Source organism: Stenotrophomonas sp. YJH_SMC_79, assembly GCF_059367995.1.
The window spans coordinates 737,254-762,348 of the sequence record NZ_JCAFRK010000001.1; the positions used below are offsets into that span (position 1 = coordinate 737,254).

The following is a 25,095-nucleotide window of genomic DNA, read 5'->3' on the forward strand; positions in this document are numbered from 1 at the left end:
GGCGTTTTTCGTTTGCGTACTGATCGCTTCATCCCCACTTCACCGCCACTCCTTCGCCTCACCACGCGGCAGTTCGAAGCTGCATCTCCGTTCCTTCAGGACGATGCAGCAATGCCTCACACTCCCTCCGCCTACGACCACGACGTGGTCATCGTCGGCGCCAGTTTCGCCGGTGCCGCCTGCGCCCTAGCCGCTGCCCAATACGGCCTGCGCGTCTGCGTGCTTGACCGCAAGGCCGACCCTGGCGAGCGCCTGCACACCACTGGCATCGTGGTGAAAGAGGCGATGGAGCAGACCTGGCTGGGGCGCATGCCCGAGCATCTGGTGCAGCGGGTCGCGAACGTGCGCCTGTATTCGCCCAACCTGCGCAGCGTATTGCTGGCCGCACCGGGCTACTTCTTCCTCACTACCGATACGCCGAACCTAATGCGCTGGCTGGCCAGCGAACTGCGCGCGAATGGTGTCGACCTGCGCCTGCAGCAGTCCTTTACCGACGCTCATCGAAGCGGCGATGGCTGGCAGGTGGAAGGGGCAGGTCGCTGCGCCTACCTGGTCGGTGCAGATGGCGCACGCTCACGCGTTGCCCAGCGCGCCGGCCTCGGCCAGGTGCGTGACAATCTCTACGGCGTTGAGCGCGAGTTCGCCGGCCTGCAATTGCCGCAGGGTGACGCGCTGCATTGCTTCGTCAGCAAGCGCTATGCGCCGGGTTACATCGGCTGGGTCGCGCAGAATCCGACCGGCCTGCAGGTCGGGTTGGCGCTGCGTCACGACCCGCAACAGGTACGGCCGCCGGACATCGATGGTTTCCTCGACCACGTGCGCGACGTGGTCGGCATTCCGCCTTCGGCGCGCCCTACGGGTACCCGCGCCGGCCTGGTCCCGTGCGGCCGACCGGTTGGCCCAATCACGGGCCGCCGCCTGATTCTGACCGGTGACGCGGCGGGCATCGTCTCGCCGCTCTCGGCGGGCGGCATCCACTCCTCATGGCGGCACGGCTGGGCAGTCGGCGAAGCGATTGCCCGCCATCTGCGTGGCCGGGGGCCGGAAGCCGAACGGGTGGCGCGGCAGGTAGCGCCGGCATTCCATGGCAAGCGGCTGCTGCGCTGGGCGATGGATCATCTGCAGGCCGACTGGCCTCTCAATGCACTGCTGCATACGGCGGCCACGCGGCGCGTCGCCGAACAGGTCTACTTCCACCGCCGTGGCCTGCGGACCTGAGGTGTCGGTCCTGGGGGCCTGAACGCCGCCCTTCACTTCACGTGAAAATTCCTGTTGACGCCGTGCAGCAATATCGACACAATAGCGCTCCTTCGACGCAGGTCGAACGGAATCTGCGGGAATAGCTCAGTTGGTAGAGCGCAACCTTGCCAAGGTTGAGGTCGCGAGTTCGAGTCTCGTTTCCCGCTCCAAGTTATGATCTACGGACTTCCACTGACGTCTGTAAGTCGTTGAAAAGAGGAGCTTCGGCTCCTTTTTTCATTCCAGCGAAAGCCACGGAAATCCACTGACAGCCAGCGTTTTTGAGGCCAAAAACAAGGCCAAAGAATGCGGGTGGTGCCGGTTCCGGGTTGTTGCTGGGGTTGGATCGGGATGACAAGCAGCATCGGGCCTAAGTCCAAGACTTAGGAGCTTGATGATGACACTCTCTGATCTGACCGTGCGGCAAGCCAAGGCCGCCGAGAAAACGTACAGCATCCCCGACACCGATGGCCTCGGCCTGGTGGTCGCCCCCACCGGCGGCAAGTCGTGGCATTTGCGCTATTACTGGCTCGGCAAGCAAAAGCGCATCTCCCTGGGGAACTACCCCGAGATCGGTTTGCGCGAAGCGCGCACCTTGCGCGACGAAGCCCGGGCGCTTCTGGCAAAGGGCATCAACCCCCATACCGATCGCAAACAGAAGCGACACGCGGTCAAGCTTGCGGCCGACTACACCTTCAAGGCCGTCTTCGATGCGTGGGTCGAGCATCGCCGCAAGGAAATCAAGGAGGGCAGGAACAGCACGCTGTCGCAGATCCTGCGGATCTTCAACAAGGACGTGCTGCCCAGCCTCAAGCAGATGTCGATCTACGACATTCGCCGGCCCCAACTCCTGGGCGTCCTGGCGAGGATCGAGGAGCGCAAGGCGTTCACCACTGCCGAGAAGGTCCGCACCTGGCTGGGGCAGTTGTTCCGCTATGCCCTCGTCATCGTGGAGGGGCTGGAAGCCAATCCGGCCTCCGACCTGGACGTGGTGGCCGAGCCCAAGCCCCCGGTGAACCACAACCCCTACCTGCATCTTCGGGAGCTTCCCGAGTTCCTGCACAAGCTCAGGCTCTACAACCCTCGTGGTTGGCAGACCCAACTCGGCATCCGGCTGCTGTTCCTGACCGGCGTGCGTACCGGCGAGCTGCGGCTGGCGACCCCGGACCAGTTCGATCTCGACCGTGGCCTGTGGATCATCCCGCCGCAGATTGTCAAACAACTCCAGGACGAGATGCGCAAGGCCGGCAAGCGCCCGCAGGACGTTCCGCCCTACATCGTGCCGTTGTCCGTGCAGGCCATCGAGATCGTGCGCTACCTGTTGGGTGTGATGAAGCCGGCCCAGGTCCATCTGCTCACGCACCGCAGCGAACTCAAGAAGCGCATCAGCGAGAACACCCTCAACGCGGCCTTGAAACGAATGGGCTACGAGGATCAACTGACCGGGCACGGCATCCGCGGAACCATCTCGACGGCGCTCAACGAGATCGGCTATCCCAAGATTTGGGTGGACGCGCAGCTTTCGCACTCGGACCCGAACAAGGTGAGTTCGGCCTACAACCACGCCAAGTATGTTGAGCCGCGCCGTCGGATGATGCAGGACTGGGCGGATCGCCTCGACTTACTCGAACAGGGCCAGGTCGAAGCGGCCAGCGCCCACCTCACCATCCATATCGAGGGCGTGCCAGCCATCGCAGGGGAGGACAACCCCGACGCCATCGTTGCAGGCACTTCTGCGGCTTCGGCTCCGCCCGTGGTGGTCACCCCCATTGTCGTGACGCCAAACGACGCGGGAATCACCTTCCAGCGGCTGTCGCAGGTGCCACCGCCCCCGACGCGTGCGCCGGCGCCGGCGCCGGAAGTATCCGCCATCCAGCGCGAGCGCGAGGAAATGCTCGCCATCTACGAATCGCCGAGCAGTTTGCCGGTTCCGCTGTTCGGTAAGCTGGCCGGAAAGTCCAAGGACCAGATAAACCGCGAGCTGAAGGCGGGCAAACTGCTGTCCATCAGCTTGGGCAATCGCGGGCAACGTGTGCCCGACTGGCAACTGGTGCCGCTCAAGCACAAACTGGCCCAGGTGCTCATGAACCAGTGTCCGCACGCGGATTCGTGGGACTTGTACCGGATGCTGACCCGCGTACACCCGGATCTGGGTGATCGCGCGGCCATCGACATCGTGACACCCGGAAATTTGGGCATGGTCGTGCGGGTCATCGCGGGCACCCAGCAGCAGCCAAACAGGCCCGGACCTGATTCGTCTGCGCAAGGTATTCCAGAGGAGATTCGCCAGCGCATTCAACGGTTGCTAAATGATGCGGCAATGCTCGAAAGTGCCTGACGCTGGCCGACGGCCAAAGATGGATGCTTTGGCCGTCGGAAGTGAGCTACAGGATGCGGGCCTTTGCAGTCCGCAGCGCATACGGCGCGGCGCGATGAGGCGTGCGGCCATCCTGAAGGCCATAGCCTTCTGAGCGCCTACAACCGGACTGAGTCAGCCCCTACGTCGTCCCAGAATGTAGTGGTCGTATTAGTGAGCGCGCCGCAGTAATTACCGAGAAGTAATGGGGTAAGGCATCGGGACTGCATCACTGGTCCTCGGGGACGGCAGAGACCCACTTGGTTGCTCCGCGTATCGGACCAGCGCGTACGTCGGCAGGAAATCTATCCGCGCCATGAATTCAGTGATGGTGAAGCAATGTTGGCGGCGGGTCTGGCCGGCTGCGGCATCATGCAGATGCCGACATGGCTGGTGGCCGAAGATATACGGCAGGGGCGCTTGATCCCCTTGCTGCCGGACTGGGCAGGTGGTGAGATGCCTATCCATGCAGTGTGGCCGCAATCGCGTTACCTGCAGCCCAAGGTTCGGGCTGTCATAGAAATGCTGACGATTCTGTCTGAACGGCCGGGGTCAGGTTTTGTTCCCTGATATGGCTCGTCACTGCCAAGCGGTTAGTCGTGCCTCCGCGCCTTCGGCCAGTTCTTACGCCGGCTAAAGCGCATGTGTCGAATGGTTATTCGCTCGGGTGCCGATAGGCCGCACCGGAAACGGCAGGGCCTTGGTTATGAGACCCTGCCGCGTTGCAACGTTAGCGCGGCTTACGCATCAGCATGTAGGCAGCCGGAATCACGAAGAGCGACAGCAACGGAGCGGTCACCATCCCTCCAAGCATCGGGGCTGCGATGCGGCTCATGACCTCCGAGCCCGTACCGCTGCTCCAGACAATGGGTACCAGGCCCGCCAGGATGACGGCGACGGTCATCGCCTTGGGCCGCACGCGCAGCACGGCACCCTCCCGGATCGCATCGAGCAGTTCTTCTCGCGTCGGGTCGCGTCCATCGGGGCAACGTTCCGCCAAGGCCTGCTTCAGATAGATGAGCATCACCACGCCGAACTCCGCCGCCACACCTGCCAGCGCGATGAATCCCACGCCGGTGGCGATGGACAGGTTGTAGTTCAGCAGGTACAGGAACCAGATGCCCCCCGTGAGCGCGAAGGGCAAGGTCGCCATGATCAAGCCCGCTTCGTCCACACGCGCGAAGGTCAGGTACAACAGAACGAAGATGATCAACAGGGTGGCAGGCACCACAACCTTCAGGCGTGCATTGGCCCGCTCCATGTATTCGAACTGCCCGGAGTAGGTGATGCTCACACCCGGCTCCAGCTTGACCTGCTGCCCGATGGCATCGCGCAGTTCGTTGGCCACCGAGGCTAGATCACGGCCGCGCACATCGACATAGACCCAACCGGAGGGCCGTGCGTTCTCGCTCTTGAGCATGGGCGGCCCATCGGTGATCGCGATGCGTGCCACGGTCCCCAACGTGATCTGCTGACCCATCGGCGTGAAGATGGGTAGTTCTGCCAGCCGTTGTGGTGAATCACGCCATTCTCGCGCGTAGCGCAGATTGATCGGAAAGCGGGCAAGCCCCTCGACCGTTTCCGAGACGTTTTCGCCACCCACCGCGCCGGCGATGACGGCCTGGACATCGGCGATGTTCAGGCCGTAGCGACCGGCGGCTACGCGGTCGATCTGAACATCCACGTAGCGCCCGCCCGTCAAGCGCTCCGCGAGGGATGACGTCACGCCGGGAATGCCCTTGGCGACCTGCTCGACCTCTGCAGCGATGCGATCGATCACGCCCAGGTCGTTGCCGGTCACCTTCACCCCGATCGGGCTCTTGATGCCGGTAGCCAGCATGTCGATGCGATTGCGGATAGGGGGAATCCAGATATTGGACAGGCCCGGGATCTTCACGGCACGATCCAGCTCTTCCACGAGCTTCTCGGGCGTCATGCCTGGACGCCATTGTTCCCTGGGCTTGAGCTTCACCGTGGTCTCGAACATCTCAAGGGGCGCCGGATCGGTCGCAGTTTCGGCCCGTCCTGCCTTGCCGAACACCTTGTCCACTTCAGGTACGGTCTTGATCATGCGGTTGCTCAGCTGCAGCAACTCCGTGGCGCGCTGCGCCGAGAGTCCCGGCAGGGCCGAGGGCATGTAGAGCAGGTCCCCTTCGTCCAACCTCGGCAGAAACTCACCGCCGAGCCGCGCCAAGGGCCAGGCCGTGGTCGCCAAGGCCAGCACGGCGATCAGCAGCGTCGCCTTAGGCCGGCGCAGTACCCACTCCAGTGCTGGCCGGTAGGCTGCAATCAGGATGCGGGTGATGGGGTTCTTCTGCTCATCCGGGATACGCCCGCGAATCCAGTAGCCCATGAGTACGGGAATCAGCGTCACTGACAGCCCTGCGGCCGCGGCCATCGCGTAGGTCTTGGTGAACGCCAGCGGGCCGAACAGCCGGCCTTCCTGCGCTTCTAGGGTGAAGACCGGGATGAACGAGAGCGTGATGATGAGCAGCGAGAAGAAGAGCGCAGGACCGACTTCCTCTGCGGCCTGTGTGATCACGTCCCACCGTTCCTTGCCCTGCAGTCGTTGATCCGGGTGCGCGTGCTGCCAAGCCTCCAGCTTCTTGTGGGCGTTCTCGATCATCACCACCGCTGCATCCACCATCGCCCCCACGGCGATGGCAATCCCCCCCAGCGACATGATGTTGGCGTTGATGCCCTGGTAGCGCATGACCAGGAACGCCGTCATCACGCCCAGAGGTAGCGAGATGATGGCCACCAGCGCAGAACGAAGATGCCAAAGGAACAGTGCGCAGACCAGCGCCACCACCAGAAACTCTTCGCCCAGCTTGGTCGTGAGATTGCGAATGGCCCGCTCGATCAGCGCGCTGCGGTCGTAGCTGGTGACGATCTCGACGCCCGGCGGCAGGCTGCCCTGCAGCTCCGCGAGCTTGGCCTTGACGGCAGCGATCGTCTCCTGGGCATTCTTGCCGGAGCGCAGCACCACCACGCCGCCGGCGACCTCGCCTTCTCCGTCGAGTTCGGCAATGCCACGCCGCATCTCCGGGCCTATCTGGAGCGTCGCCACATCCCCCAGCCGCACCGGCACACCGCCGCGTGCCGTCAAGGGGATCTCCCGGAACTCGTCCAGGGTCTTGAGGTATCCGCTCGCGCGGACCATGTACTCCGCGCCTGACAATTCCAGGACGGAGCCGCCGGTCTCCTGGTTGGCCCCCATCAGGGCATCGCGGACTTGAGCCTGACTGAGGCCATAGGACGCCAACTTGATCGGGTCGAGCACGACCTGGTACTGCTTGACCATGCCCCCCACCGATGCCACTTCGGCCACGTTGGGCAGGCTCTTGAGTTCGAACTTCAGGAACCAGTCCTGCAACGCACGCAGTTGCGCCAGATCGTTCTTGCCCGTGCGATCCACGAGCGCGTACTGGAAGATCCAGCCGACGCCTGTGGCGTCCGGACCCAGGGCCGGCTTCGCCGTGGCGGGCAATCGGCCCTGGACCTGGTTCAGGTATTCCAGTACCCGTGAGCGGGCCCAGTACAGGTCGGTTCCGTCCTCGAACAAGACATAGACGAACGAGTCGCCAAAGAACGAGAAGCCGCGCACGGTCTTGGCCCCTGGCACCGACAGCATGGTGGTGGCCAACGGGTAGGTGACCTGGTTCTCGACGATCTGCGGCGCCTGTCCTGGGTAGTTGGTGCGAATGATGACCTGCACGTCTGACAAGTCCGGCAGCGCATCCACGGGCGTGCTGCGAACGCCCCACACGCCCCATGCCGTGAGCATGGCGGTGGCCAGCAGCACCAGGAAGCGATTGGCCACCGACCATCGAATCAGTTTGGCGATCATGGCTGCACCTTTTCGATGGCGGTGATCACGTAGTCCTCACCTTGCTTGGAGAAGGTGAATCGCACCTGCTGCCGAACCGAAAGACCCGCGGCGAGCTGCGGGCTGCTCAGCTTGAAGCCCATGGTCATGGCCGGCCATTGGAGGGCTGGCACGGCCTCGTGCGCCAGCGTCAGCTCGGTGGGCGACATCTCCTCGATCACGCCGCGCACCACGAAAGCGTTGGTGGCCGCGGCCGGTGGCGACGAGGTGCCGTGCCCGTTGTGCGGCGATGCAGGCGCGGACGCCGCGGCACCTGCAGGCAGCACGCCCCGCAGGCTGGCTTCCGAATCGATCAGGAACTGCGCCGAGGCCACCACCTGCTGTCCCGCCGCGAGCCCGCCGTTGACCACCAGTTGATCGCCTACCTCCGCGCCCACCTGGACCTCCACGGGATGGAACTTGCCGGGTCCATCGACCACATAGGCCAGTGCGCGCTTGCCGGTGCGGATGACCGCCTCGCTGGGAACAAGCAGCGCGGGCTGTTCGTTGCCTTTGAGCGCGATCTGGCCGGACATGCCGGCCTTCAGGCGCTGGCCGGGATTGGCCATTTCAAGCCGCACTCGCACCGTACGGGTGTCGCGGTTGGCTTCGGGCAGGATGCTCACGATGCGCGCCTGGAGCACTTCACCGGGAAACGCCGCCAGCCGGACCTGCGCCGTTTGGCCGACCTGCAATGGCCCGCTTTGTGCTTCGGGGACAGCCGCTTCGATCCACACCGTGGCCAAGCCATTCACCCGGGCCAGGCTTTCCCCGGCGGAAACCGTCATGCCCTGACGCACCATCAGTTCGGCCACCAAGCCGCCTTGAGGTGTTGTGACCGTGTACAGCCCCTTGGGCTCGCCTGTGCGCTCCACCTGGGCGATCAGGGCTTGCGGCATGCCGAGCAGCAGCAGCCGTTGGCGGGCAGCTGCGGTCAACGGTGCGTCGCCCATCGCGCGAACCGAGAGAAACTCGCGCTGTGCGGCGATCCACTCCGGCAGCAATAGGTCAGGCAGCGGTGCCCCTGCTGCGATCACGTCGCCCGCAGCCCGTGCGTAGACACGCTCGACGAAGCCAGCGGTCCGCGCCTGCACGATGCTGACGTCGCGGTCGTTGAGCAGCACGGTGCCCACGACGTTCACATCTGCGCCGATCTTGCCTTGCACGACTTCGGTTGTACGCAGGCCCAGGGCTTGCACCGCTTGCGCCGACACGCTCAGGCCCGTGCTGTCCTGAGTGTCTTCATCTGCGTACTTCGGCATCAACGCCATGTCCATGTAGGGCGATTTGCCGGGCTTGTCGAACTTCTGGGCCGGCACCATCGGGTCGTACCAATACAGCACCTTGCGCTCGGTCGGAGCACTTGCAATGGTGGCAGCGGGGGAGCCGCTGAGGTGGCCGGCGCGCCATTGGGCGACGCTCCATCCAACGGCAATACCGGCAGCAATCAGCGTCAAGCCGGCAAGGATGTTTCTCGAAGAGGTGTTCATGGCGAGGGTCTCCACTCAGTCCGCGATCAGGCTGTTCAGTCGGGCGACGAGGCTGTCGCGCTGCGCTCCGAGGTCGATCAGACGCATGCGCGTCTCCAGTACCTGGGCGCGTGCACTGAGCACAGCGCTCAGGTCCCCCTTGGCGGATCGGTAGTTGCTCAACGCAAGCGCCGCTCGGTTCCGTACCAGCTGCAAGCCTGCGGTCTGCAGGCGGTCGATCTGGCTGTTCAACGCTTGGAGTTCGGCGGCGCTGTCGTCCAGCTCCTGCAAATGACGCCGCGCCACGTCTTCGCGTTCGGCGTCCAGACGCTCCAACTCGTGCCGTTTTGCCTCGATCATGGGCACTTGGCGTCGATCCTTCTGCCATGGCAGATCGAATGTCACCTGGAATGACACCATGTCGCCCCATCGGCGATCCCGCCGGCTATAGGCAATCTCCCAGGCCCAATCGCCGCGGGTCTCTGATTGGGCTTCGCGGGACTCGGCCCGGGCCATGCTTTGCATCGCCGGATAGAGTTCAAGCTCCGCGTGATTCGCCAGTTCTGTGCGCAGTTGCGCGACGGGGTGAGTGAGCGGGCCTGGATCGCCTTGCAGTGCTTCGTCGGCCCTGGAGCCCACCCAGCGCCGCAATGCGGCCCTGGCCTTGGCCCGGTCCCGCTGTAGATCGTCACGGCGGTCCGTGAGTGTCAGCGCCTCCTGTTGCGCGACCAACAGGTCGCCAGTCTGGGCCGTGCCGCCGGCGACGCGAGCGGGGAGACTGTCTTGCAGGCGCTGGTTCTCCGCGAGCAGTTCCGTCAGCAGTATCTCCCGTTGCTCCACCGCCTGCGCGGCGATCCACGCCAGGCTGAGTTCCTGGCGGATCTGCAATCGCTGCAAAACCAGCGCCGCGCGCTCTCGATCCACACGCGCCTGCGCACTGGCGACCTGGGCGTCGCGCTTGGCCCTGTTGGGCACTTCCTGCATGAGCGCCAGGCGCTGCATCGTCATGGATTCGCGCGTCATGCTCCAGCGATCCATGCCGCTGATGGGATAGTTTTCGATGCCGAGCGAGAGCTTGGGGTCGGGCAGCGAGCCTGCTGCCTTCTGCACGGATTCGGCGACGTTGACCTGCAACTGCTGCGCGCTTATGCGCGGGCTCTGCTGCTCCGCGATAAGGCGTGCCTCAGCAAAATCGAGGGCGTAGGCCACAGGCGAAACAAGCGCACTGCCTGCCAACGCGATGCTGATAGCTTTCAGACGATGCAATCGCATCGAGGCCGGCGTTGTGCCTCGGCCGTACGCTGACGGGCGCCCCTCGGGAAGGTCTGATCAAAGCGCTCTGATGCTTGGATTTCAGCGTCAAGGCGCCAAGTCGACCTCGATATGATGGATTTTGCGCCGTTTCTGACGCTTTTCGACGGCTTTCCCCGTCCAACAGACGGATTTACCCCGTCGGCAGCAACAGACGTCGCCGCGCCATCCACAGATTCGACAGCGCGAACAGCGTCAACACCTGCGCCGTGTTCTTCGCCAACCCGCGATAGCGCACCTTGGTGTAACCGAACTGCCGCTTCACCACTCGGAACGGATGCTCCACCTTCGCCCGCAGGCTGGCCTTGAAGTGCTCCCAGCGTTCGGCGTATTTGCGATCACGCTTGTTCTTCATCGCACGAAGCTTCGACGGCTTCTCCGCGATCCAGAACGCAGCCTCCACGCCTTGCAGCTCCTCGCGCTTGTCCGCGCCCGTGTAGCCGCTGTCGCCGCAGATTGTGTCTTCCTTGCCGTGCAGCAGCTTGTGCACCTGCGTCACGTCGTTGACGTTCGCCGCCGTGCACTCCACGTGGTGCACCAGGCCCGACTCCTCGTCCACGCCAATGTGCGCCTTCATCCCGAAGTGCCACTGGTTGCCCTTCTTCGTCTGGTGCATCTCCGGATCGCGCTTGCCGTCCCTGTTCTTGGTCGAACTCGGCGCCGCGATGATCGTGGCGTCCACGATCGTGCCGGCCTTCAAGCTCTGGCCCTTGCGCGCCAGGTGCGCGTTCACGCGCTCCAGGAGCTGCGGCGCCAGATCATGCGTCTCCAGCAGCCGGCGGAAGCTGAAGATCGTGGTCTCGTCCGGAATGTTGTCCAGCCCGCTGAGGCGGGCGAAGCGGCGCATCACCGCCGTGTCGTACAGCGCCTCTTCCATGGCCGGGTCACTGAGCGCGTACCACTGCTGCAGGAAGTGGATGCGCAGCATCGTCGCCAGCGCGTACGGCTGCCGGCCACGCTGGCCCATCTTCGGGTAGTGCGGTGCGATCAGCGCCAGCAATGCGTTCCACGGCACAACCTGCTCCATCTCCGCCAGGAAGATCTCGCGTCGCGTCTTCTTCCGCTTGCCCGTGTGTTCCGCGTCCCCGAAGCTCAGCTGCATCGTCGTCATCCGTCGAACCTTGCGCTATTGTCGCCGAGGAATTGTTCAGAGCATCCCTCGGGGGCGCCAAAAAAGGGAGTAAACATGGTTGTCCTCGGAATTGGTGTTCACGAAATCACGTGGTCTGCCGCATCGGTGCGCGGCGAGCACGGACACATAAATCAATTCCGCAGGACTTGGAACGTGAGGTAGATCGGCGGAAAGCCCGCGCGGGGATTGGGAGGAATGTAGGTAACGTGCCGCCTGAGGGCTACCCGGTCGAGAACCAACCCGGGCAGCGAGTTGGCGAGCCACATCACGTGCGCCGCGAGAAACTGAATGTCCAGCCCCTGCCATGAAAGCGCCGACTCCCGATCGCCACTGCAATGAGCGTGGCACAACTGTGGCGCTTCGCTGTCCATGGAATCAGGCATGCCGGTGCAATCCGACATTGGCAACTTGTCAGCCTGCTGCATCGAGATCGTGGCACGCATTTGCGTGGTTTCCACAGATGCCCTCGGGTCTGGCTTGGGACAGACGTACATCGCCATCGCAACCTGCGAGAAAAGCAAGGTTACGACTAGGCCGCTGGTAATCCAGCGGCTCCATCTTGCGAGAAGGCGCCTTAAGCCGATCATGTGGACATACTATTGGAAGTTGTGGGGAGTTGAATTGATCAAGGTCAGTTTCCAGGATGAATTGATGCGTCTGGACGGCGCCTTGGCCCGAACCGGCATCCACTGCAAATCCACCGGCAAGGGCGGGCACCGCACGTGGCTGTCATGCTTTACGCGCCTCGGCAACTCGCAAGGCTCTAAGCTCAAATCGATCAGCTACAAGATTCGTCTGTCCCGAGAGTCGCTGCAGGTGCGTAATGACCTCGTAGGGGCCATCGGCTATTGGACGCGTGCAGATTCCGCACTGGCTAGCGGTTTCGATGCGTGATCGCGAAGAAATCCCTACGCCATATCCAGCTGCGACCCAGAGCAACAACATCTCAAAAGAACTGACATGCTGGACATTCGGCCTTTCCGTTGATGACATGGAGGACAGGTACTGGTCCAGCGAAGGAGAATATTCGGCCTTCCATCGAAACACGGAGTGCTCCTTAAGTTCGTCTATTCTGATTGACTGCTGCCGGAGCAGTGGGTATCCCAGCGGCGTGGCAAGAGCTGTCGCCTCAAACCAAAGAGAAAGACTCTTCAGCGAAGAATCGCTCACCTGCTTCAGAGAAAGGCCGACGTCGAAGCGCCGTTTGTAGAGGCCTGTAATGAGATCGCTCGTCGTAACCTCATTAAATTCCATAAAAACTTCGGGCTCCTCCGCGCGCTGCAGGGCAAGCAATGCAGCTAGGTTCGAAGAGGCCACACCAGGCGCTATGGCGAGCCTGAGCTGTGGGCGTGGGCTGGTGGCGTCGTGCATGAGAGGCCCCAAGAAGCGATAAGACAAGGATGGAAAGTCTTCATGATAGCTAGTTTGAGTTAAACTTAACGTGGTTAAATTGTCGGGACTGTTCGACGCTTCCAAGGATGGAGAAGCGAACTGTCCGACGAGGCCGTCCCCCAGGCACTACCACTTTCGACGCCGAGCCAGCGTTGGCATTCGGAGCGGCCGTTCGTGTCGCCCGCCTGACGCAAGGTATTGCTCAGGAAGAACTGGCTGCGAAAGCAGGGATCGAGCGATCGCACATGGGCAAAATAGAGCGTGGGGAGCACATGCCCACTCTCGCTCTGATCTTAAGAATCGCCGCCGGACTCAAGCTTAGTGCTGCGGAACTCGTCAGCGCAGCCGAACGCAATCTTCGTGCTGCGGCGCACGATTCAGATGGGCATTGACGCTTTAGTCATCCGGAGGTCCTCGCAGACGTTCCATGAAGCGATCCAGCGAAACCGATGAGTTGCTGCTTTCTGGCCGAAGCAGATAGGTTGTGATTACCGCCGTGTCCTGCGCCAGAGGGCGAATCACCACGTCCGGCCTCTGGCTGATGGGAATCTTGGTCGCTGTCATGAAACCAATCCCATAGCCTGCGCCGACCAGCGTTAGCATCATGTCCAGCGACGACACTTCTTCGACAACGTTGAGCCTGTGTTCCAGAACCTGTAGCAGCCGATTTAGTTCTCGGCAGTAGCCTTCGCAGGCCAGTTTGTCGCACAGAACCAGTGGGTGACCCTGAAGTTCGTTGAGCGGAACTTGCTTGTGCGCAAGAAGCGAGTGCCGCGCTGGCACGGCGATCACAATCGGGTCTCGCCAGATCGGTTCAGCCACGATGCCTTCGCCAACATCCGCCGCGTGTGCAAATCCGATCGTGAAGTCGCCAGACCGTAGGCCCCGTATCTGCTCGGTCAGCGGTACCTCGGAGAGACGTATCTCGACCTCGGGCTCTTCCGCGCGGCAACGAGCTAGGAACGCCGATAGTCGTGGGTCCATCGCACCATCGGAAATTGCAATGCGCAGGCTGCCCCTCAGGCCCGCGGCAATGGCTCTGGCATTCTCACGCGCTTGCTCCAGGACAGTGAAGAGTCGGCGGGTGTCCTGCAAGAATGCCGCCCCCGCCACGGTCAGCCGTGTACCCCTGCGGTCGCGGTCAAACAGCGTGACCCCAAGCTCATCTTCCAATTCCTTGATCGCGCGAGACAAGGGGGGTTGCTCTATATGCAGCCTCTCGGCCGCCCGCGTGAAATGCAACTCCTCTGCCAAGACGACAAAGCATCGTAGATGACGCAACTCCATAAATCGGGCTCCTCGCAGGTTCTCATTCGCGCAAGATGTCCCGTGGACGAATCACGGTGGATGTGGAGGCTGGATCCATTCCAGGGAAGTTGATGCGCTTGACATCGCAAAAACTGGCATCTTGAGCGCTCGTGGTTGCTCGTGACGCGTCCCAATCGCGCGCGCCCAATCGGGGCGCGCGTCTCTGTCACACTGTGCAGAAGCTTTGAAAAGCACCGCACACCCGCGGCGTCATCCGCCGTGCTCTTTTTGTAGCAGCGAGCCGAGGCGAGCGACTTCATTGCTGGTGATCGCGATGTTGCGCCCATCCTTCGTCGACACCGAAGCCCCGACATTGAGATAGACGGCGCGCCCGAAGCGGCTTTCCTGTGCCATCTTTCCGTCCTTGAAGATGTACAGCGTTCCCCCGTCAGCCAAGGGAACCATCTCCTTGGCTGCTTGGGCTGCTGCATGACCGGCGAAGGCTGGCACGGAGAGAGCGCTCAACAGGGCGGCAATGACAATTTGCGATTTCATGATCGACTCCTTTGTAAAAACGACGACAACTTGCGCCGCGTCGTTAAATGTAGAAGCAGGCGGTCTACAGAGGGCTTACCCGTGCATTACATTCAATTCATGCGCTGTCATCTGCCGCCCATGAAGGATTAGGTTCCAGTGGGAGACAAGATGCCAAGCCATGCAACGCTCGCCAGAACCAAAACGGCCAAGGTTGCCTCCGTGAACAGACTCTGCCTAAGCTTGATGACTGCCTGTGCGCGATTGCCTGCCTTCAAAGCTGCCTCCAGGCTCGGGCTCAACCGATACCGATTGGCAGCAGCCAACGCCAGCATGCCTGCGAAAAGCAGGAGCTTTACCATCAGCAGCCGGCCATACAGCGTCGAGATGAGCGGATCAAACGATGGTCCGGCGATCAACAGGTAATTGAGAGTTCCACTCACGACGAGTGCAGCCACGATCGCTGTACCTATGCGAGCAAAGCCATTCGACGTCCGACTGAGGACCGCTACCGGGTCTTGCGCGACATCCCGCTTGTGGGATGCCAGCATCAAGAACGCCAACAATGCGCCCACCCAAGCGCCCGCTGCCCAGAGGTGGGTGATATCCGACGCAAGATGGATGTAGCCGCGAACGCCGTCGTCCATGGCGCCGTGGCCTGCCCACGCAAGGGTCGCCAGCGCCACGCCGGTGGAGAGCGCCATCACTGCAAATCGCAAGGTAGCGTTCAATTTCAACATTGCGACGAGCACACACACCAACAGCGCGAGGATGCGAATGCACCAGGCGATGCCCATGTGCGTGCCCGTAATGAGCATGTCGAAAACGTGCGTTGACAGCTCCGCGTAGCTTTGGGCGCCGGACATGGCCTTGGCCATGACCGTCATGCCCCACATCGACAGGGCAATGCCGATGGCAGCGGATGCGCCAATGAGGACGCGATAGCGGCGCGAGATCGTCGAGGATCGCTCGTCGTTGCCCAAAGCATAGAGTCCGAACATGGCGACGCCAAACGCCGCCGCCAGGTCCAGATAAAGCGCCAGGCGCAGGACGATGGTCAACCAATCCCCGGCCATGGGCTTACTTCACCTTGAAGGTGACGTTACCCGTGATCGGATGCGTGTCCGAGGAGACGGCACGCCATTCGACGCGATAGTCGCCGGGCTGGAGCGCCTGTGCTGGCGTGATGACCATGGTCTTGCCGTCGCCGGCACCCGCGACGCTGGCGTTGATCTTCATCGGGCCATGGCTCGCCATTCCCGGCATGCCAGTCATGACAAGGCTCGCGGCGGAGAACTGCGGCACCAGCGTTTCGGAGAACTTCAGCTCGATGGTGGCTGGCGCGGAAACCTGCGACTTGTCGGCTGGCGTTGAAGACACCAGCGAAGGATGCGCGAATGCGGCGGTGGCGAACAGACCAGCAGCGATCGGCGCGACGAGCTTGGCGATGAAATGTGAACGGGTCATAGAGATTTCTACCTTGATGTGTGAGGAGTGGTTTAAGAACGAAGTGCCGAGATAAGGCTTGCACCTTCGCAACGGCGTGGAACGAAAGAAACGGTTCGCTGGGCGATAGCAGGCTCCTGTAGGTTCAGAAAGAAAATCCGGTCACAGTCGGCTCGCTCTCAGGCGCAAGGCGTTGCCAACGACCGACGCCGAACTCAGGCTCATCGCCAATGCTGCGATCAGCGGCGACAGCAGCCAGCCCGTGAGGGGATAGAGAACCCCGGCGGCGATGGGGATGCCCAGCGCGTTGTAGAGGAAGGCGAACATGAGGTTCTGCTTCATGTTGCGCACGGTACTCACCGAGAGCGTGCGAGCGACAGCGATGCCACGCAGGTCGCCCTTGACCAGCGTGACCTGGGCGCTGTTCATCGCCACGTCGGTCCCCGTTCCCATGGCGATGCCCACGTCTGCCTTCGCCAAGGCCGGCGCGTCGTTGATGCCGTCTCCGGCCATGGCGACGATGCGTCCTTCTTTCTGCAGCCGCTCGATCAACATGAGCTTGTCCGCCGGCTTGACCTCACCATGCACCTCGTCGATGCCTAGGCGTGCACCGACGGCTTTGGCGGTGGTCTGCCCGTCCCCGGTGGCCATGATGACCCGCAGGCCCGCAGCCTTCAACGCGGCCAGGGCCTCGGGGGTGCTGCCCTTGACCGGATCGGATACGGCGAGCAAGCCCGCGAGCTGCCCGTCCACAGCCAAGTACATGACGCTTGCCCCTTCGCCGCGCAGAGCTTCGGCCTGGGGTACGAGCGGTTCCACCGATACGCCAGACTGTTCCATCAGCACTGTGTTGCCCAACGCGAGTTGCCGGTGCTCAACCTTTCCGCGCACGCCGATGCCGGTTCCCGATTCAAAGCTCTGAGGCTTCACGAGTTGGAGGCCCTGGGCACGCGCGGCCTGCACGATGGCGTCGGCCAGGGGGTGTTCACTGCCCTGGTCCAGGCTGGCCGCAAGACGCAGCACCTCATCGTTCGTAAAGCCGGGTGCTGCGACGACCTGATCGAAAGCAGGTCGGCCTTCGGTCAGGGTTCCTGTCTTGTCGATGACGAGGGTATCGACCTTGCGAAGATTCTCGATCGCCGCGGCATCGCGGAATAGCACGCCCTGCGTGGCGCCACGGCCCGTTGCGACCATGATCGACATCGGCGTGGCCAGACCCAGCGCGCACGGGCAGGCGATGATCAGAACGGCCACCGCATTGATGAGTCCATAGACCCAGGTGGGCTGCGGCCCGAAGAATCCCCATACAAAGAGCGTCGTGACCGCAATGGCAACGACGGCCATCACGAAGTAGCCGGCAACGACATCGGCCATGCGTTGCATCGGCGCCTTGGAACGCTGCGCCTGGGCGACCATCTGGACGATCTGCGACAGAACGGTGTCCGAGCCGATCCGCTCCGAACGCATGACCAGCGCGCCGCTGGTGTTGAGTGTGGCCCCGATGACCTTGTCGCCCGCGCGCTTGCTTACGGGCAGCGGTTCGCCGGTCAGCATGGATTCGTCAATCGAGCTGCTGCCCTCGTGCACGATGCCATCCACCGGCACCTTCTCGCCGGGTCGGATGCGCAGCAGATCGCCGACGTGCACATGGCTGAGCGGCACGTCTTCCTCGCTGCCGTCCGCATTGATGCGCCGCGCGGTCTTGGGCGCCAGCCCCAGCAGCGACTTGATGGCCGCCGAAGTCTGGGAGCGCGCCTTGAGTTCCAGCACCTGGCCGAGCAGTGTCAGCGAGATGATGACGGCGGCGGCCTCGAAATACACGCCGACCCGTCCCATGGACATGAAGGAAGCTGGAAACACTTCCGGCGCAACGGTTGCCACGACGCTGTAGATGAATGCCGCACCCGTTCCCAGGCCGATCAGTGTCCACATGTTCGGGCTGCGGTTGACCACGGACAGCCAGCCGCGGGAGAAGAAGGGCCAGCCGGCCCACAGCACGATCGGCAACGACAGCACCAACTCGACCCAGCTCTGTGTAGCCATGTCCATCAGGTGTAGCCGCTCGCCCAGCATCGCCAGCGCCAGGACCACGAGCGTCAACGGCAAGGTCCACCAGAAGCGACGCGAGAAGTCACGCAACTCCGGGTTGTCGTCGTCGAGGTCGGGCAGCAGAGGCTCCAGCGTCATCCCGCACTTGGGGCAGATTCCCGGATGATCCTGGCGGATCTCCGGGTGCATCGGGCAGGTGTAGATTGTTCCGGGTGCGGTTGGCGATGCCGCCGGGGCCGGTGAAATCGCGGTGCTGGCATGGTGATGCGGTGCATGGCCGCTGCCTGTGCCTATGCCCGCGCCACCGCTGGCATATCGCGCCGGATCGGCGTCGAATTTGGCCTTGCATCCGGTGCTGCAAAACAGGTACGTGTTCCCCAAGTGCGTGGAGCGGTGCTCCGACGCCGCCGTGACCGCCATCCCACACACCGGATCTCGTGTCGAGGCATCGGGCTGCGAGTGGCTTGAGGGCCCGCCCGCATCGTCACTTCCAGCATGGCTGGCGTGATGGTGGTGGGTATGCGTGCCGGACGTTGTGGCACCCGCCGCCATGCCTGCGTGCTCATGTCCTGAAGACTTGCTGGGTGAATTCATAGTGACAAGTGCCCTCCGCCGTTAACCGTTGGTGTCTGGTGATCGCAGCAGGCCGCACGCGCGCAAGGAGACAAGCGCGGCGTCGCGTGCTCGCACGGTGCGAGTGCCTCGACTCATTGCTTCTGCTCCTTGGAGGCTGCGGCACCTTCCTCACCCTGACGCGCGGCATGATCGTGTCCGCCGTGGCCGTGACCACAGTGCATGAACAGGTGCATCAGCGGACAAGCCGCCAGCAGCAGGAAGGGGAGATAGCCGGCAACATGTGCCGTGTGCTCCTTGAGCAGGAAATACGCGGCGACAGCGGCGATGATGAGGAACGCCACGCCGTAGCGCGATCGCCAGAACCGGGGACGATCGCTGGGGGTATGTGTGTGCTGATGCTGCATGGCATATCTCCACGGAGAAGGGTTGATGGATGGTCAGCGATGCGACTGATAGACCGTGCTGCTACCGTTTTTCCCGATCAGCAGCACGTCGTAGGCGTCCTTGCGTCCACCATAGGCCGGACCATCCATGCCGGGCGAACCGACCGGCATGCCGGGCGCCGCAAGGCCGATGGCCTGCGGGGCTTCGCGCAGCAAGCGTTGAATGTCCGAGGCAGGCACATGACCCTCGATGGCATAGCTGCCGATCTGCGCCGTGTGGCACGAACCGTACTTCTGCGGGATGCCCAGCCGCGTGCGCGCTGCCGTGTTCCCGGTGTCGAGAACCTGCACATCGAAGCCTGCGCCTTGCAGGTGTGAGACCCAGTCCTTGCAGCATCCGCAGCTCGGGTCCTTCCAGACCTTGGCAATCGGTCGGCTCTGCGCCAGGCTCGGTCCTGCGAGTGCCATCACCAACAAGCCAGCGATCAATGCCTGGCGTCTCGGCACTTTGCCCTGGCTTCTGTCGTAGTGCATGTTCATAGATTGCCTCTCATCAGATGATCAAACCCGCTAGGTTCTAGAACCAGAATCGCACGCCAGCCACCCAGCGCGTCTGCTGCGCGCGGCCGCCTTCGGCACGCACATAGTCCGCGGTGCGTCCGAAGCTGCCCGCCCGTTCCACGCCGATATAGGGGGCGAACTGGCGACTGAATTCATAGCGCAGGCGCAAGCCAGCAGACGCTTCGGCCAAGCCCTTGCCGATACCGCGTTCCGGGTCGTCCTTGCCATAGAACTGCAACTCGGCGCGAGGCTCCAGAATCAGTCGCTGGGTCAGCAGCAGCTCGTAGCTGCCTTCGACACGCAGCGCCGTACGTCCGCCACTTCCCACGTAGCCCGTCGCCTCCAGCTCGAACCAGTAGGGGGCGAGGCCCTGGATGCCGAAAGCCAACCATTGACGGCTCGGGCCTTCGCCGTTATCCACCCGAATGCCGAGCTGGGTGTCCCAGTACGGTGCGACGGCGTGCCCCCAGAGAAGCTCGGTACGCGATTCTTCGAGCTTTCCTTTGGCGATATCGCCTTCGGCCTTCACGACGGCCTTGTTGTAGGTCGTCCCATACCACGCCTGGAGGTCGTAGGCCGTGGAATCGTCCCCTTTGCGCGTGAAGCGGCGTTCCAGGGTTTCGCCGCGCAACGAGAAGAACCTGTGTTCGTCGGCCAGCATCAGCCGCGGCACACCGGGTACGGCGTAGTCGCCCGATCCCAATGTCAGGCCATTGGAGTAGCCATGCGGATCGCGGGCGTCAGGAGGCGCCGACCCGCCCTGCATCTGCATGTTGCCGTGATCCATGGCCGGGGCCGCGGTCGAGCCGCTCGCCGACGCCGCGTGACCCGCGTGCGGGTCGGCGGCAGGAGCCACGGTCTGAGTGGATGGCGCGGCCGTTTGAGAGTCGGCCTGGCCGTGCGCAGCATGGTCGTTCTGTGCTTGTGCCTGTGCGGCGACGCTTACCAGGGCCAGTAGCGTCGTGGCCAGTGCGCGAGTGGGGAGTGCTTTGGACATTCTTGGTCTTCCTTGTGCGCTGGGTTCAAGACACCACGACTTCGCGGAACATGCCGGCATCCATGTGGAACATCAGGTGGCAGTGCCACGCCCAGCGGCCGAGCGCGTCGGCTGTCACCAGGAAGCTGATGCGTTGTGCCGGCTGCACCGGCAGGGTGTGGCGGCGCGCAAGGAAGCGACCGTCGGGGCTTTCCAGCTCGCTCCACATGCCGTGCAGGTGCATGGGATGGGTCATCATGGTGTCGTTGTGCAGAATGACCCGCAGCCGCTCGCCGTGTTTGAAGTGCACCGGCGTGGACTTTCCGAACTCCAGCCCGTCCAGGGACCATGCGTAGCGTTCCATGTTGCCCGTGAGGTGCAATTCGACCTCCCGGCCAGGGCCTCTCTTGTCCAGCGGCCCCGACGGGGTATGCAGATCCGCGAGGGTCAACACGCGCCGACCGTTGTTGCGCAGTCCAATGCCGGGGTCATCGAGGTTGGTGCGCGCCATGTCAACGCGCATGTCCGTGCTGGCACCATACTCGGTGCGAGCGTGGCGGGCAGTAGTGCTGGGCACGGCCAGTCCCCCCGCAGCCGCGGCGTGTTGGCTGTGATCCATCGCCATGCCACCGTGGTTCATGCCAGCCATCGCCCCATGATCCATCCCGGACATCGAACCCGAGCCCATCCCGGTCATCCCGGTCATCCCGGTCATGCCCGTCATGCCCGTCATGCCCGTCATCCCGGTCATCTCCATGGCCTGGCCGGACCCGCCATGGTCCATGCCCCCCATCATGCCGCCCATCATGTCGTTCATGGTCAGCCATTCGACCGGATCGAGGGCAGGCACGGGAGCTTGAAGACCTTCACGCACGGCCAGCGTGGCACGCGCGTAGCCTGTCCGGTCCATCGCCTGGGCGAAGATCGTGTAAGCGTCATCCCGTGGCTGGACGATCACATCGACGGTTTCGCCCGGACCGAATCGGAACTCATCGACCGTCACCGGCTCCACGTCAACACCATCGACGTGCACCACCGTGAGTTTCAGTCCGGGAATGCGTACGTCGTAGAAGGTGTTGCCCGCACCGTTGACCATGCGCAGCCGCACGCGCTCCCCCGGTCGGAACAACGCCGTCCAATTGCCGGCGGGGGTGACGCCGTTGGCCAGATAGGTCAGCGTGGCGGCGGACAGATCGGCGAGATCCGTCGGATTCATCCGCATCTCGTTCCACATCTTGCGCTTGTCGATCGCAGCGGCCATGCCGTCGCGCGAGGCGTCCCGGAAGAAGTCGAAGACGGTAGGTTGGTTGTAGTTGTAGTAGTCGCTTTGGGACTTGAGCTTGGTGAACACCCGCATCGGGTCTTCGTCGGTCCAATCCGAGAACAGCAGCACGTGGTCACGGTCGGCGCGGATGGTCTCGGCGCCAGCGGGGTCGATGATGATCGCCCCGTACATGCCCGTGAGTTCCTGGAAGCCGGAGTGCGAGTGGTACCAGTAGGAGCCGCTTTGCTGAACCTTGAAGCGGTACGTGAAGGTCTCGCCGGGAGCGATGCCTTTGAAGCTAATGCCCGGCACGCCATCCATCTGATACGGCAGGATGATCCCGTGCCAGTGGATGGATGTGGCTTCACGCAGCTTGTTGGTCACACGGATTGTGACGGTGTCACCCTCGCGCCAACGCAATGTCGGTGCCGGCAGCGAGCCGTTGATGGTCGTAGCCACGCCTGGCTTGCCCGTGAAGTTCACGGGCGATTCGGCGATCACCAAGTCGAACTCGGTGCCTTTTAGCACAGGGGCGGCACCGCGCGTCGCGGAGCCTTGCTGGGCAAATGCCTTGAACGCCGGCGTGGACAGCCCAGCGAGAACGCCGCCGGCGGCTAACCCTTGGACGAAACGCCGACGAGAAAGGCCCTGTGGGGGCACGATAAAAAAGGGTGAACGAGGCGGCATGGCCTGAAATCCTCCATAGATGACTCGGAAGTCGTTCTAAACGCCACCCCATCCTGAGCGGCACAGTTCGACGCAATGCAGGTCATGCTATGGGTTGGGCACTTTCCACCGAATGACCCTTGAATTACATTCATGTAATGTTCGTGTCATGTTCGTGGAAGCTGGCAACCAGTAAATTGCTGATTGAAGTGGATGAATGCGTACATCGTGAGCGGCTATTTTTCTGCGCCGCAGCGATTTCATGGGACATGCGATGAAACTGCTGGTCGTTGAAGACGAGAACAAGACGGCGGATTACGTCCGCCAAGGTCTCATGGAGGCGGGATTCGTAGTGGATCTGGCGCGCAACGGATTGGACGGACACCACCTGGCCATGGGCGAGACATACGATCTGGTGGTCTTGGATGTCATGCTGCCGGATGTCGATGGCTGGCGCATCGTGCGTGCCCTTCGAGATGCCGGTAAACAGGTCCCTGTACTCTTTCTGACGGCGCGTGGCGGTGTGGACGACCGTGTCAAGGGATTGGAACTGGGAGCGGACGACTACCTCGTCAAGCCATTCGCCTTCTCTGAGTTGCTGGCGCGGGTGCGGACGCTGCTGCGACGCGGAAGCGCTCCGAGCCAGCCTGATCGCATCCAGGTTGCCGATTTGGTACTGGACTTGGCGCGCCGACGTGCAACGCGCGCTGGCCAACGCATCAATCTCACCAGCAAGGAGTTCGCGTTGCTTGAGCTCCTGGCCCGTCGCCAGGGGGAAGTCCTTCCACGTTCTCTGATCGCGTCGCAGGTATGGGACATGAATTTCGACAGCGACAGCAACGTCATCGATGTAGCCATCCGCCGCCTACGCGCGAAGATAGACGATGCGTTCAATCCGAAGCTCATCCACACCGTGCGTGGAATGGGATACACGCTCGATGCGCCCGATGATGCCCCTGCGCCATAAGCCGCGGCAAAGCCGTCCAGCGTCGCTTGCATTGAGGGTCACGGCCCTGGTTGGTATCGCCACGACCTTGGTGTTTCTTGTGTTCAACTGGGTCATTCTCCGGTCGTTGGAGCACCACTTTGCTCAACAGGATGCCCACGAACTGGAGGCAGTGACAGCCGCTTTGGCTCAGCCCTTGCACCAGCTTGCAAGTGACATCGCAAGCGACGAACTGAAGCAACACTTGGCCAACGCAGTCGCAGGACATCATGGGATGACGTACGGCGTCTACGATGGGTCTGGCAATAGCATCTATGCCACGCCCGGTCCTGACCTGTCGAAACTTGACAGTAACAAAAAGTTGGTGAACCGCATCACCGCTGACGATTTGATCGTGTGGCACGAGGATCAGAGGTCATATCGAGGTGTGGTGGTACAACTGCCTGCTGACGATTCAGCGGCGTCCGGCTACCGCATCGTCGCCGCCATGGACATCGGCTTTCATCTCGACTTCCTGGCGGAGTTCAAGCGCATGCTTTGGTGGGCAACCGGCTTGGTCATGTGTCTGGCGCTCGGTGTGGCTTGGCTGGCGGTGCAGTGGGGCCATCTGCCGATTCGCAAGGTCAATGAAGAGATTCGGGCGATTCGCTCTTCAAAGCTGGATGTGAGGTTGGATCCTCGGGATGTGCCGATCGAACTGGCGGAACTGGTATTTGCCTTCAACGATATGTTGGCGAGAATCGAGGAAGGCTTCACCCGGCTATCACACTTTTCCGCAGACATAGCGCACGAGTTGCGCACGCCCGTCACCAACCTGGTCACGCAGACTCACGTAGCGCTTGGCCAGCCGCGCAGCAACGAGGAATACAGAGAAATCCTCTATTCAAATTTGGAAGAGTTTGATCGGATGGGACGCATGATTGGAGACATGCTGTTTCTTGCCCAAACGGAAAATGATCCCCGCAACTTGCGCTTGTCTACAATTGATCTGTCCGAATTGGTGCGGAGTCTGTTCGACTATTTCGAGGCGCTGGCAGAAGATAGCGGCATTACGCTTGGCGTTAAAGGGGCGATCGGCAGCATAGCGGCGGATCGGGAAATGCTCACCCGGGCGCTGAACAATCTTCTCTCGAACGCAATTCGACACACTCCTCGCGGGAAGAGCATCACGGTCTTGCTCTCGCAGGATGAGCAGTGGACAACGATCAGTGTGGTCAATCCCGGTGAGAAAATTCCTGAGCCCGATCTACCAAAGCTCTTCAATCGATTCTACCGAGTTGATCCGGCACGGCAACGAAATACGGCGGGCGCCGGTCTTGGCCTTGCCATCGTGAAATCGATTGCGGAGGCGCATGGTGGTTCTGTTGCCGTGACCTCCAGCGAGCTTGTCACAAGATTTGACTTGGCACTGCCCCATCTGCGGCAGTAGTCCGGGTGAGCTTCGGTGCCGGATAGCCGCATTCGGAGATGCAATGGCGCAGATCCTTGACCCTGAGGCATCGCTCGTCGAGATGAATCGTTGCGCTTCCCGCAACATAGTTGGCATCCGCATTATGGACGCCGTGAAGATACAGCAGCTTGCGGCGCACTCCCTCACCGCTCAGGCTCGATACAAGCCCTCCGACTTCAACGTTGATCGACTTCATGAATGCTCTTTCCTGTTAGCTGTATTTGTGGTG

The 25,095-nt window shown here is 62.3% G+C and carries 21 protein-coding genes, 1 tRNA gene and 1 pseudogene; 7 read left to right on the forward strand and 16 right to left on the reverse strand.

Annotated features, from left to right (window positions below):
* The first annotated feature begins 111 nt into the window (after window positions 1-111).
* The 4 genes and pseudogenes from AC5P57_RS03555 to AC5P57_RS03570 form a co-directional block, all read left to right on the forward strand.
* Complete coding sequence (locus AC5P57_RS03555; RefSeq protein WP_262236272.1) at window positions 112-1,218, forward strand: NAD(P)/FAD-dependent oxidoreductase; 1,107 nt, start codon at window positions 112-114, stop codon at window positions 1,216-1,218.
* A gap of 115 nt (window positions 1,219-1,333) precedes the next feature.
* Window positions 1,334-1,409 (forward strand) — tRNA-Gly (locus AC5P57_RS03560).
* Window positions 1,410-1,633: 224 nt separating this feature from the next.
* The gene (locus tag AC5P57_RS03565) at window positions 1,634-3,577 is read left to right on the forward strand and encodes a tyrosine-type recombinase/integrase (RefSeq protein WP_034012210.1); all 1,944 of its coding nucleotides are present in this window, start codon (window positions 1,634-1,636) and stop codon (window positions 3,575-3,577) included.
* Between the two features lie 243 nt (window positions 3,578-3,820).
* Window positions 3,821-4,165: pseudogene (locus AC5P57_RS03570) on the forward strand (LysR substrate-binding domain-containing protein); the annotation flags it as partial.
* Between the two features lie 160 nt (window positions 4,166-4,325).
* On the opposite strand, the gene AC5P57_RS03575 reads toward AC5P57_RS03570, so the two are convergent.
* The 6 genes from AC5P57_RS03575 to AC5P57_RS03600 all read right to left on the reverse strand — a co-directional run bounded on the left by AC5P57_RS03575 (window position 4,326) and on the right by AC5P57_RS03600 (window position 12,746).
* The gene (locus AC5P57_RS03575) at window positions 4,326-7,445 is read right to left on the reverse strand and encodes an efflux RND transporter permease subunit (protein ID WP_016445091.1); all 3,120 of its coding nucleotides are present in this window, start codon (window positions 7,443-7,445) and stop codon (window positions 4,326-4,328) included.
* On the reverse strand, window positions 7,442-8,953 hold the full coding sequence (locus tag AC5P57_RS03580; protein ID WP_013391832.1) for an efflux RND transporter periplasmic adaptor subunit: 1,512 nt from the start codon (window positions 8,951-8,953) through the stop codon (window positions 7,442-7,444). The genes AC5P57_RS03575 and AC5P57_RS03580 overlap by 4 nt, the downstream gene beginning before the upstream one ends.
* Window positions 8,954-8,968: 15 nt before the next feature.
* Window positions 8,969-10,204, reverse strand: coding sequence for a TolC family protein (locus tag AC5P57_RS03585; protein ID WP_013391831.1), 1,236 nt, complete (start codon window positions 10,202-10,204; stop codon window positions 8,969-8,971).
* Window positions 10,205-10,376: 172 nt separating this feature from the next.
* Complete coding sequence (locus tag AC5P57_RS03590) at window positions 10,377-11,345, reverse strand: IS5 family transposase (protein WP_016445093.1); 969 nt, start codon at window positions 11,343-11,345, stop codon at window positions 10,377-10,379.
* Between the two features lie 161 nt (window positions 11,346-11,506).
* Window positions 11,507-11,818 (reverse strand): hypothetical protein, encoded by a 312-nt coding sequence (locus AC5P57_RS03595; protein WP_006226245.1) that lies wholly within the window; start codon window positions 11,816-11,818, stop codon window positions 11,507-11,509.
* Between the two features lie 286 nt (window positions 11,819-12,104).
* Window positions 12,105-12,746, reverse strand: a complete 642-nt coding sequence (locus tag AC5P57_RS03600) for a LysR substrate-binding domain-containing protein (protein ID WP_013391828.1) — start codon at window positions 12,744-12,746, stop codon at window positions 12,105-12,107.
* Between the two features lie 107 nt (window positions 12,747-12,853).
* Here AC5P57_RS03600 and AC5P57_RS03605 point away from each other — a divergent pair, with 107 nt between their 5' ends.
* Window positions 12,854-13,159 carry a helix-turn-helix domain-containing protein gene (locus AC5P57_RS03605; RefSeq protein WP_013391827.1) on the forward strand — a complete coding sequence of 102 codons (306 nt, stop codon included), beginning with the start codon at window positions 12,854-12,856 and terminating at the stop codon, window positions 13,157-13,159.
* A gap of 4 nt (window positions 13,160-13,163) precedes the next feature.
* On the opposite strand, the gene AC5P57_RS03610 is transcribed toward AC5P57_RS03605, so the two are convergent.
* The 9 genes from AC5P57_RS03610 to AC5P57_RS03650 form a co-directional block, all read right to left on the reverse strand.
* Window positions 13,164-14,054 (reverse strand): LysR family transcriptional regulator, encoded by an 891-nt coding sequence (locus AC5P57_RS03610; protein ID WP_013391826.1) that lies wholly within the window; start codon window positions 14,052-14,054, stop codon window positions 13,164-13,166.
* A 231-nt stretch (window positions 14,055-14,285) separates the two neighbouring features.
* Entirely contained in the window at window positions 14,286-14,570 is a 285-nt protein-coding gene (locus AC5P57_RS03615; RefSeq protein WP_003090336.1) for a CopK family periplasmic copper-binding protein, read from the reverse strand.
* Window positions 14,571-14,698: 128 nt separating this feature from the next.
* Complete coding sequence (gene copD, locus AC5P57_RS03620) at window positions 14,699-15,610, reverse strand: copper homeostasis membrane protein CopD (RefSeq protein WP_425483444.1); 912 nt, start codon at window positions 15,608-15,610, stop codon at window positions 14,699-14,701.
* 19 nt (window positions 15,611-15,629) lie between these two features.
* Entirely contained in the window at window positions 15,630-16,016 is a 387-nt protein-coding gene (copC, locus tag AC5P57_RS03625; RefSeq protein WP_008063308.1) for a copper homeostasis periplasmic binding protein CopC, read from the reverse strand.
* Between the two features lie 141 nt (window positions 16,017-16,157).
* Window positions 16,158-18,596 carry a heavy metal translocating P-type ATPase gene (locus tag AC5P57_RS03630; RefSeq protein ID WP_425460460.1) on the reverse strand — a complete coding sequence of 813 codons (2,439 nt, stop codon included), beginning with the start codon at window positions 18,594-18,596 and terminating at the stop codon, window positions 16,158-16,160.
* A 155-nt stretch (window positions 18,597-18,751) separates the two neighbouring features.
* The gene (locus AC5P57_RS03635) at window positions 18,752-19,024 is read right to left on the reverse strand and encodes a DUF2933 domain-containing protein (protein WP_016445096.1); all 273 of its coding nucleotides are present in this window, start codon (window positions 19,022-19,024) and stop codon (window positions 18,752-18,754) included.
* Between the two features lie 33 nt (window positions 19,025-19,057).
* Window positions 19,058-19,543 (reverse strand): DUF411 domain-containing protein, encoded by a 486-nt coding sequence (locus AC5P57_RS03640; RefSeq protein WP_013391822.1) that lies wholly within the window; start codon window positions 19,541-19,543, stop codon window positions 19,058-19,060.
* 37 nt (window positions 19,544-19,580) lie between these two features.
* On the reverse strand, window positions 19,581-20,561 hold the full coding sequence (locus AC5P57_RS03645) for a copper resistance protein B (RefSeq protein WP_013391821.1): 981 nt from the start codon (window positions 20,559-20,561) through the stop codon (window positions 19,581-19,583).
* 25 nt (window positions 20,562-20,586) lie between these two features.
* A complete protein-coding gene (locus AC5P57_RS03650; protein ID WP_013391820.1) occupies window positions 20,587-22,491 on the reverse strand; it encodes a copper resistance system multicopper oxidase in 1,905 nt (634 codons plus the stop codon).
* Between the two features lie 253 nt (window positions 22,492-22,744).
* On the opposite strand from AC5P57_RS03650, the gene AC5P57_RS03655 reads away from it, so the two are divergent.
* Window positions 22,745-23,437, forward strand: a complete 693-nt coding sequence (locus tag AC5P57_RS03655) for a heavy metal response regulator transcription factor (RefSeq protein WP_003097513.1) — start codon at window positions 22,745-22,747, stop codon at window positions 23,435-23,437.
* Window positions 23,418-24,845 (forward strand): heavy metal sensor histidine kinase, encoded by a 1,428-nt coding sequence (locus tag AC5P57_RS03660; protein ID WP_425483442.1) that lies wholly within the window; start codon window positions 23,418-23,420, stop codon window positions 24,843-24,845. Before AC5P57_RS03655 ends, AC5P57_RS03660 begins: the two co-directional genes overlap by 20 nt.
* On the opposite strand, the gene AC5P57_RS03665 is transcribed toward AC5P57_RS03660, so the two are convergent.
* The gene (locus AC5P57_RS03665) at window positions 24,805-25,062 is read right to left on the reverse strand and encodes a heavy-metal-associated domain-containing protein (protein WP_013391817.1); all 258 of its coding nucleotides are present in this window, start codon (window positions 25,060-25,062) and stop codon (window positions 24,805-24,807) included. The genes AC5P57_RS03660 and AC5P57_RS03665 overlap by 41 nt on opposite strands.
* Window positions 25,063-25,095 lie beyond the last annotated feature (33 nt).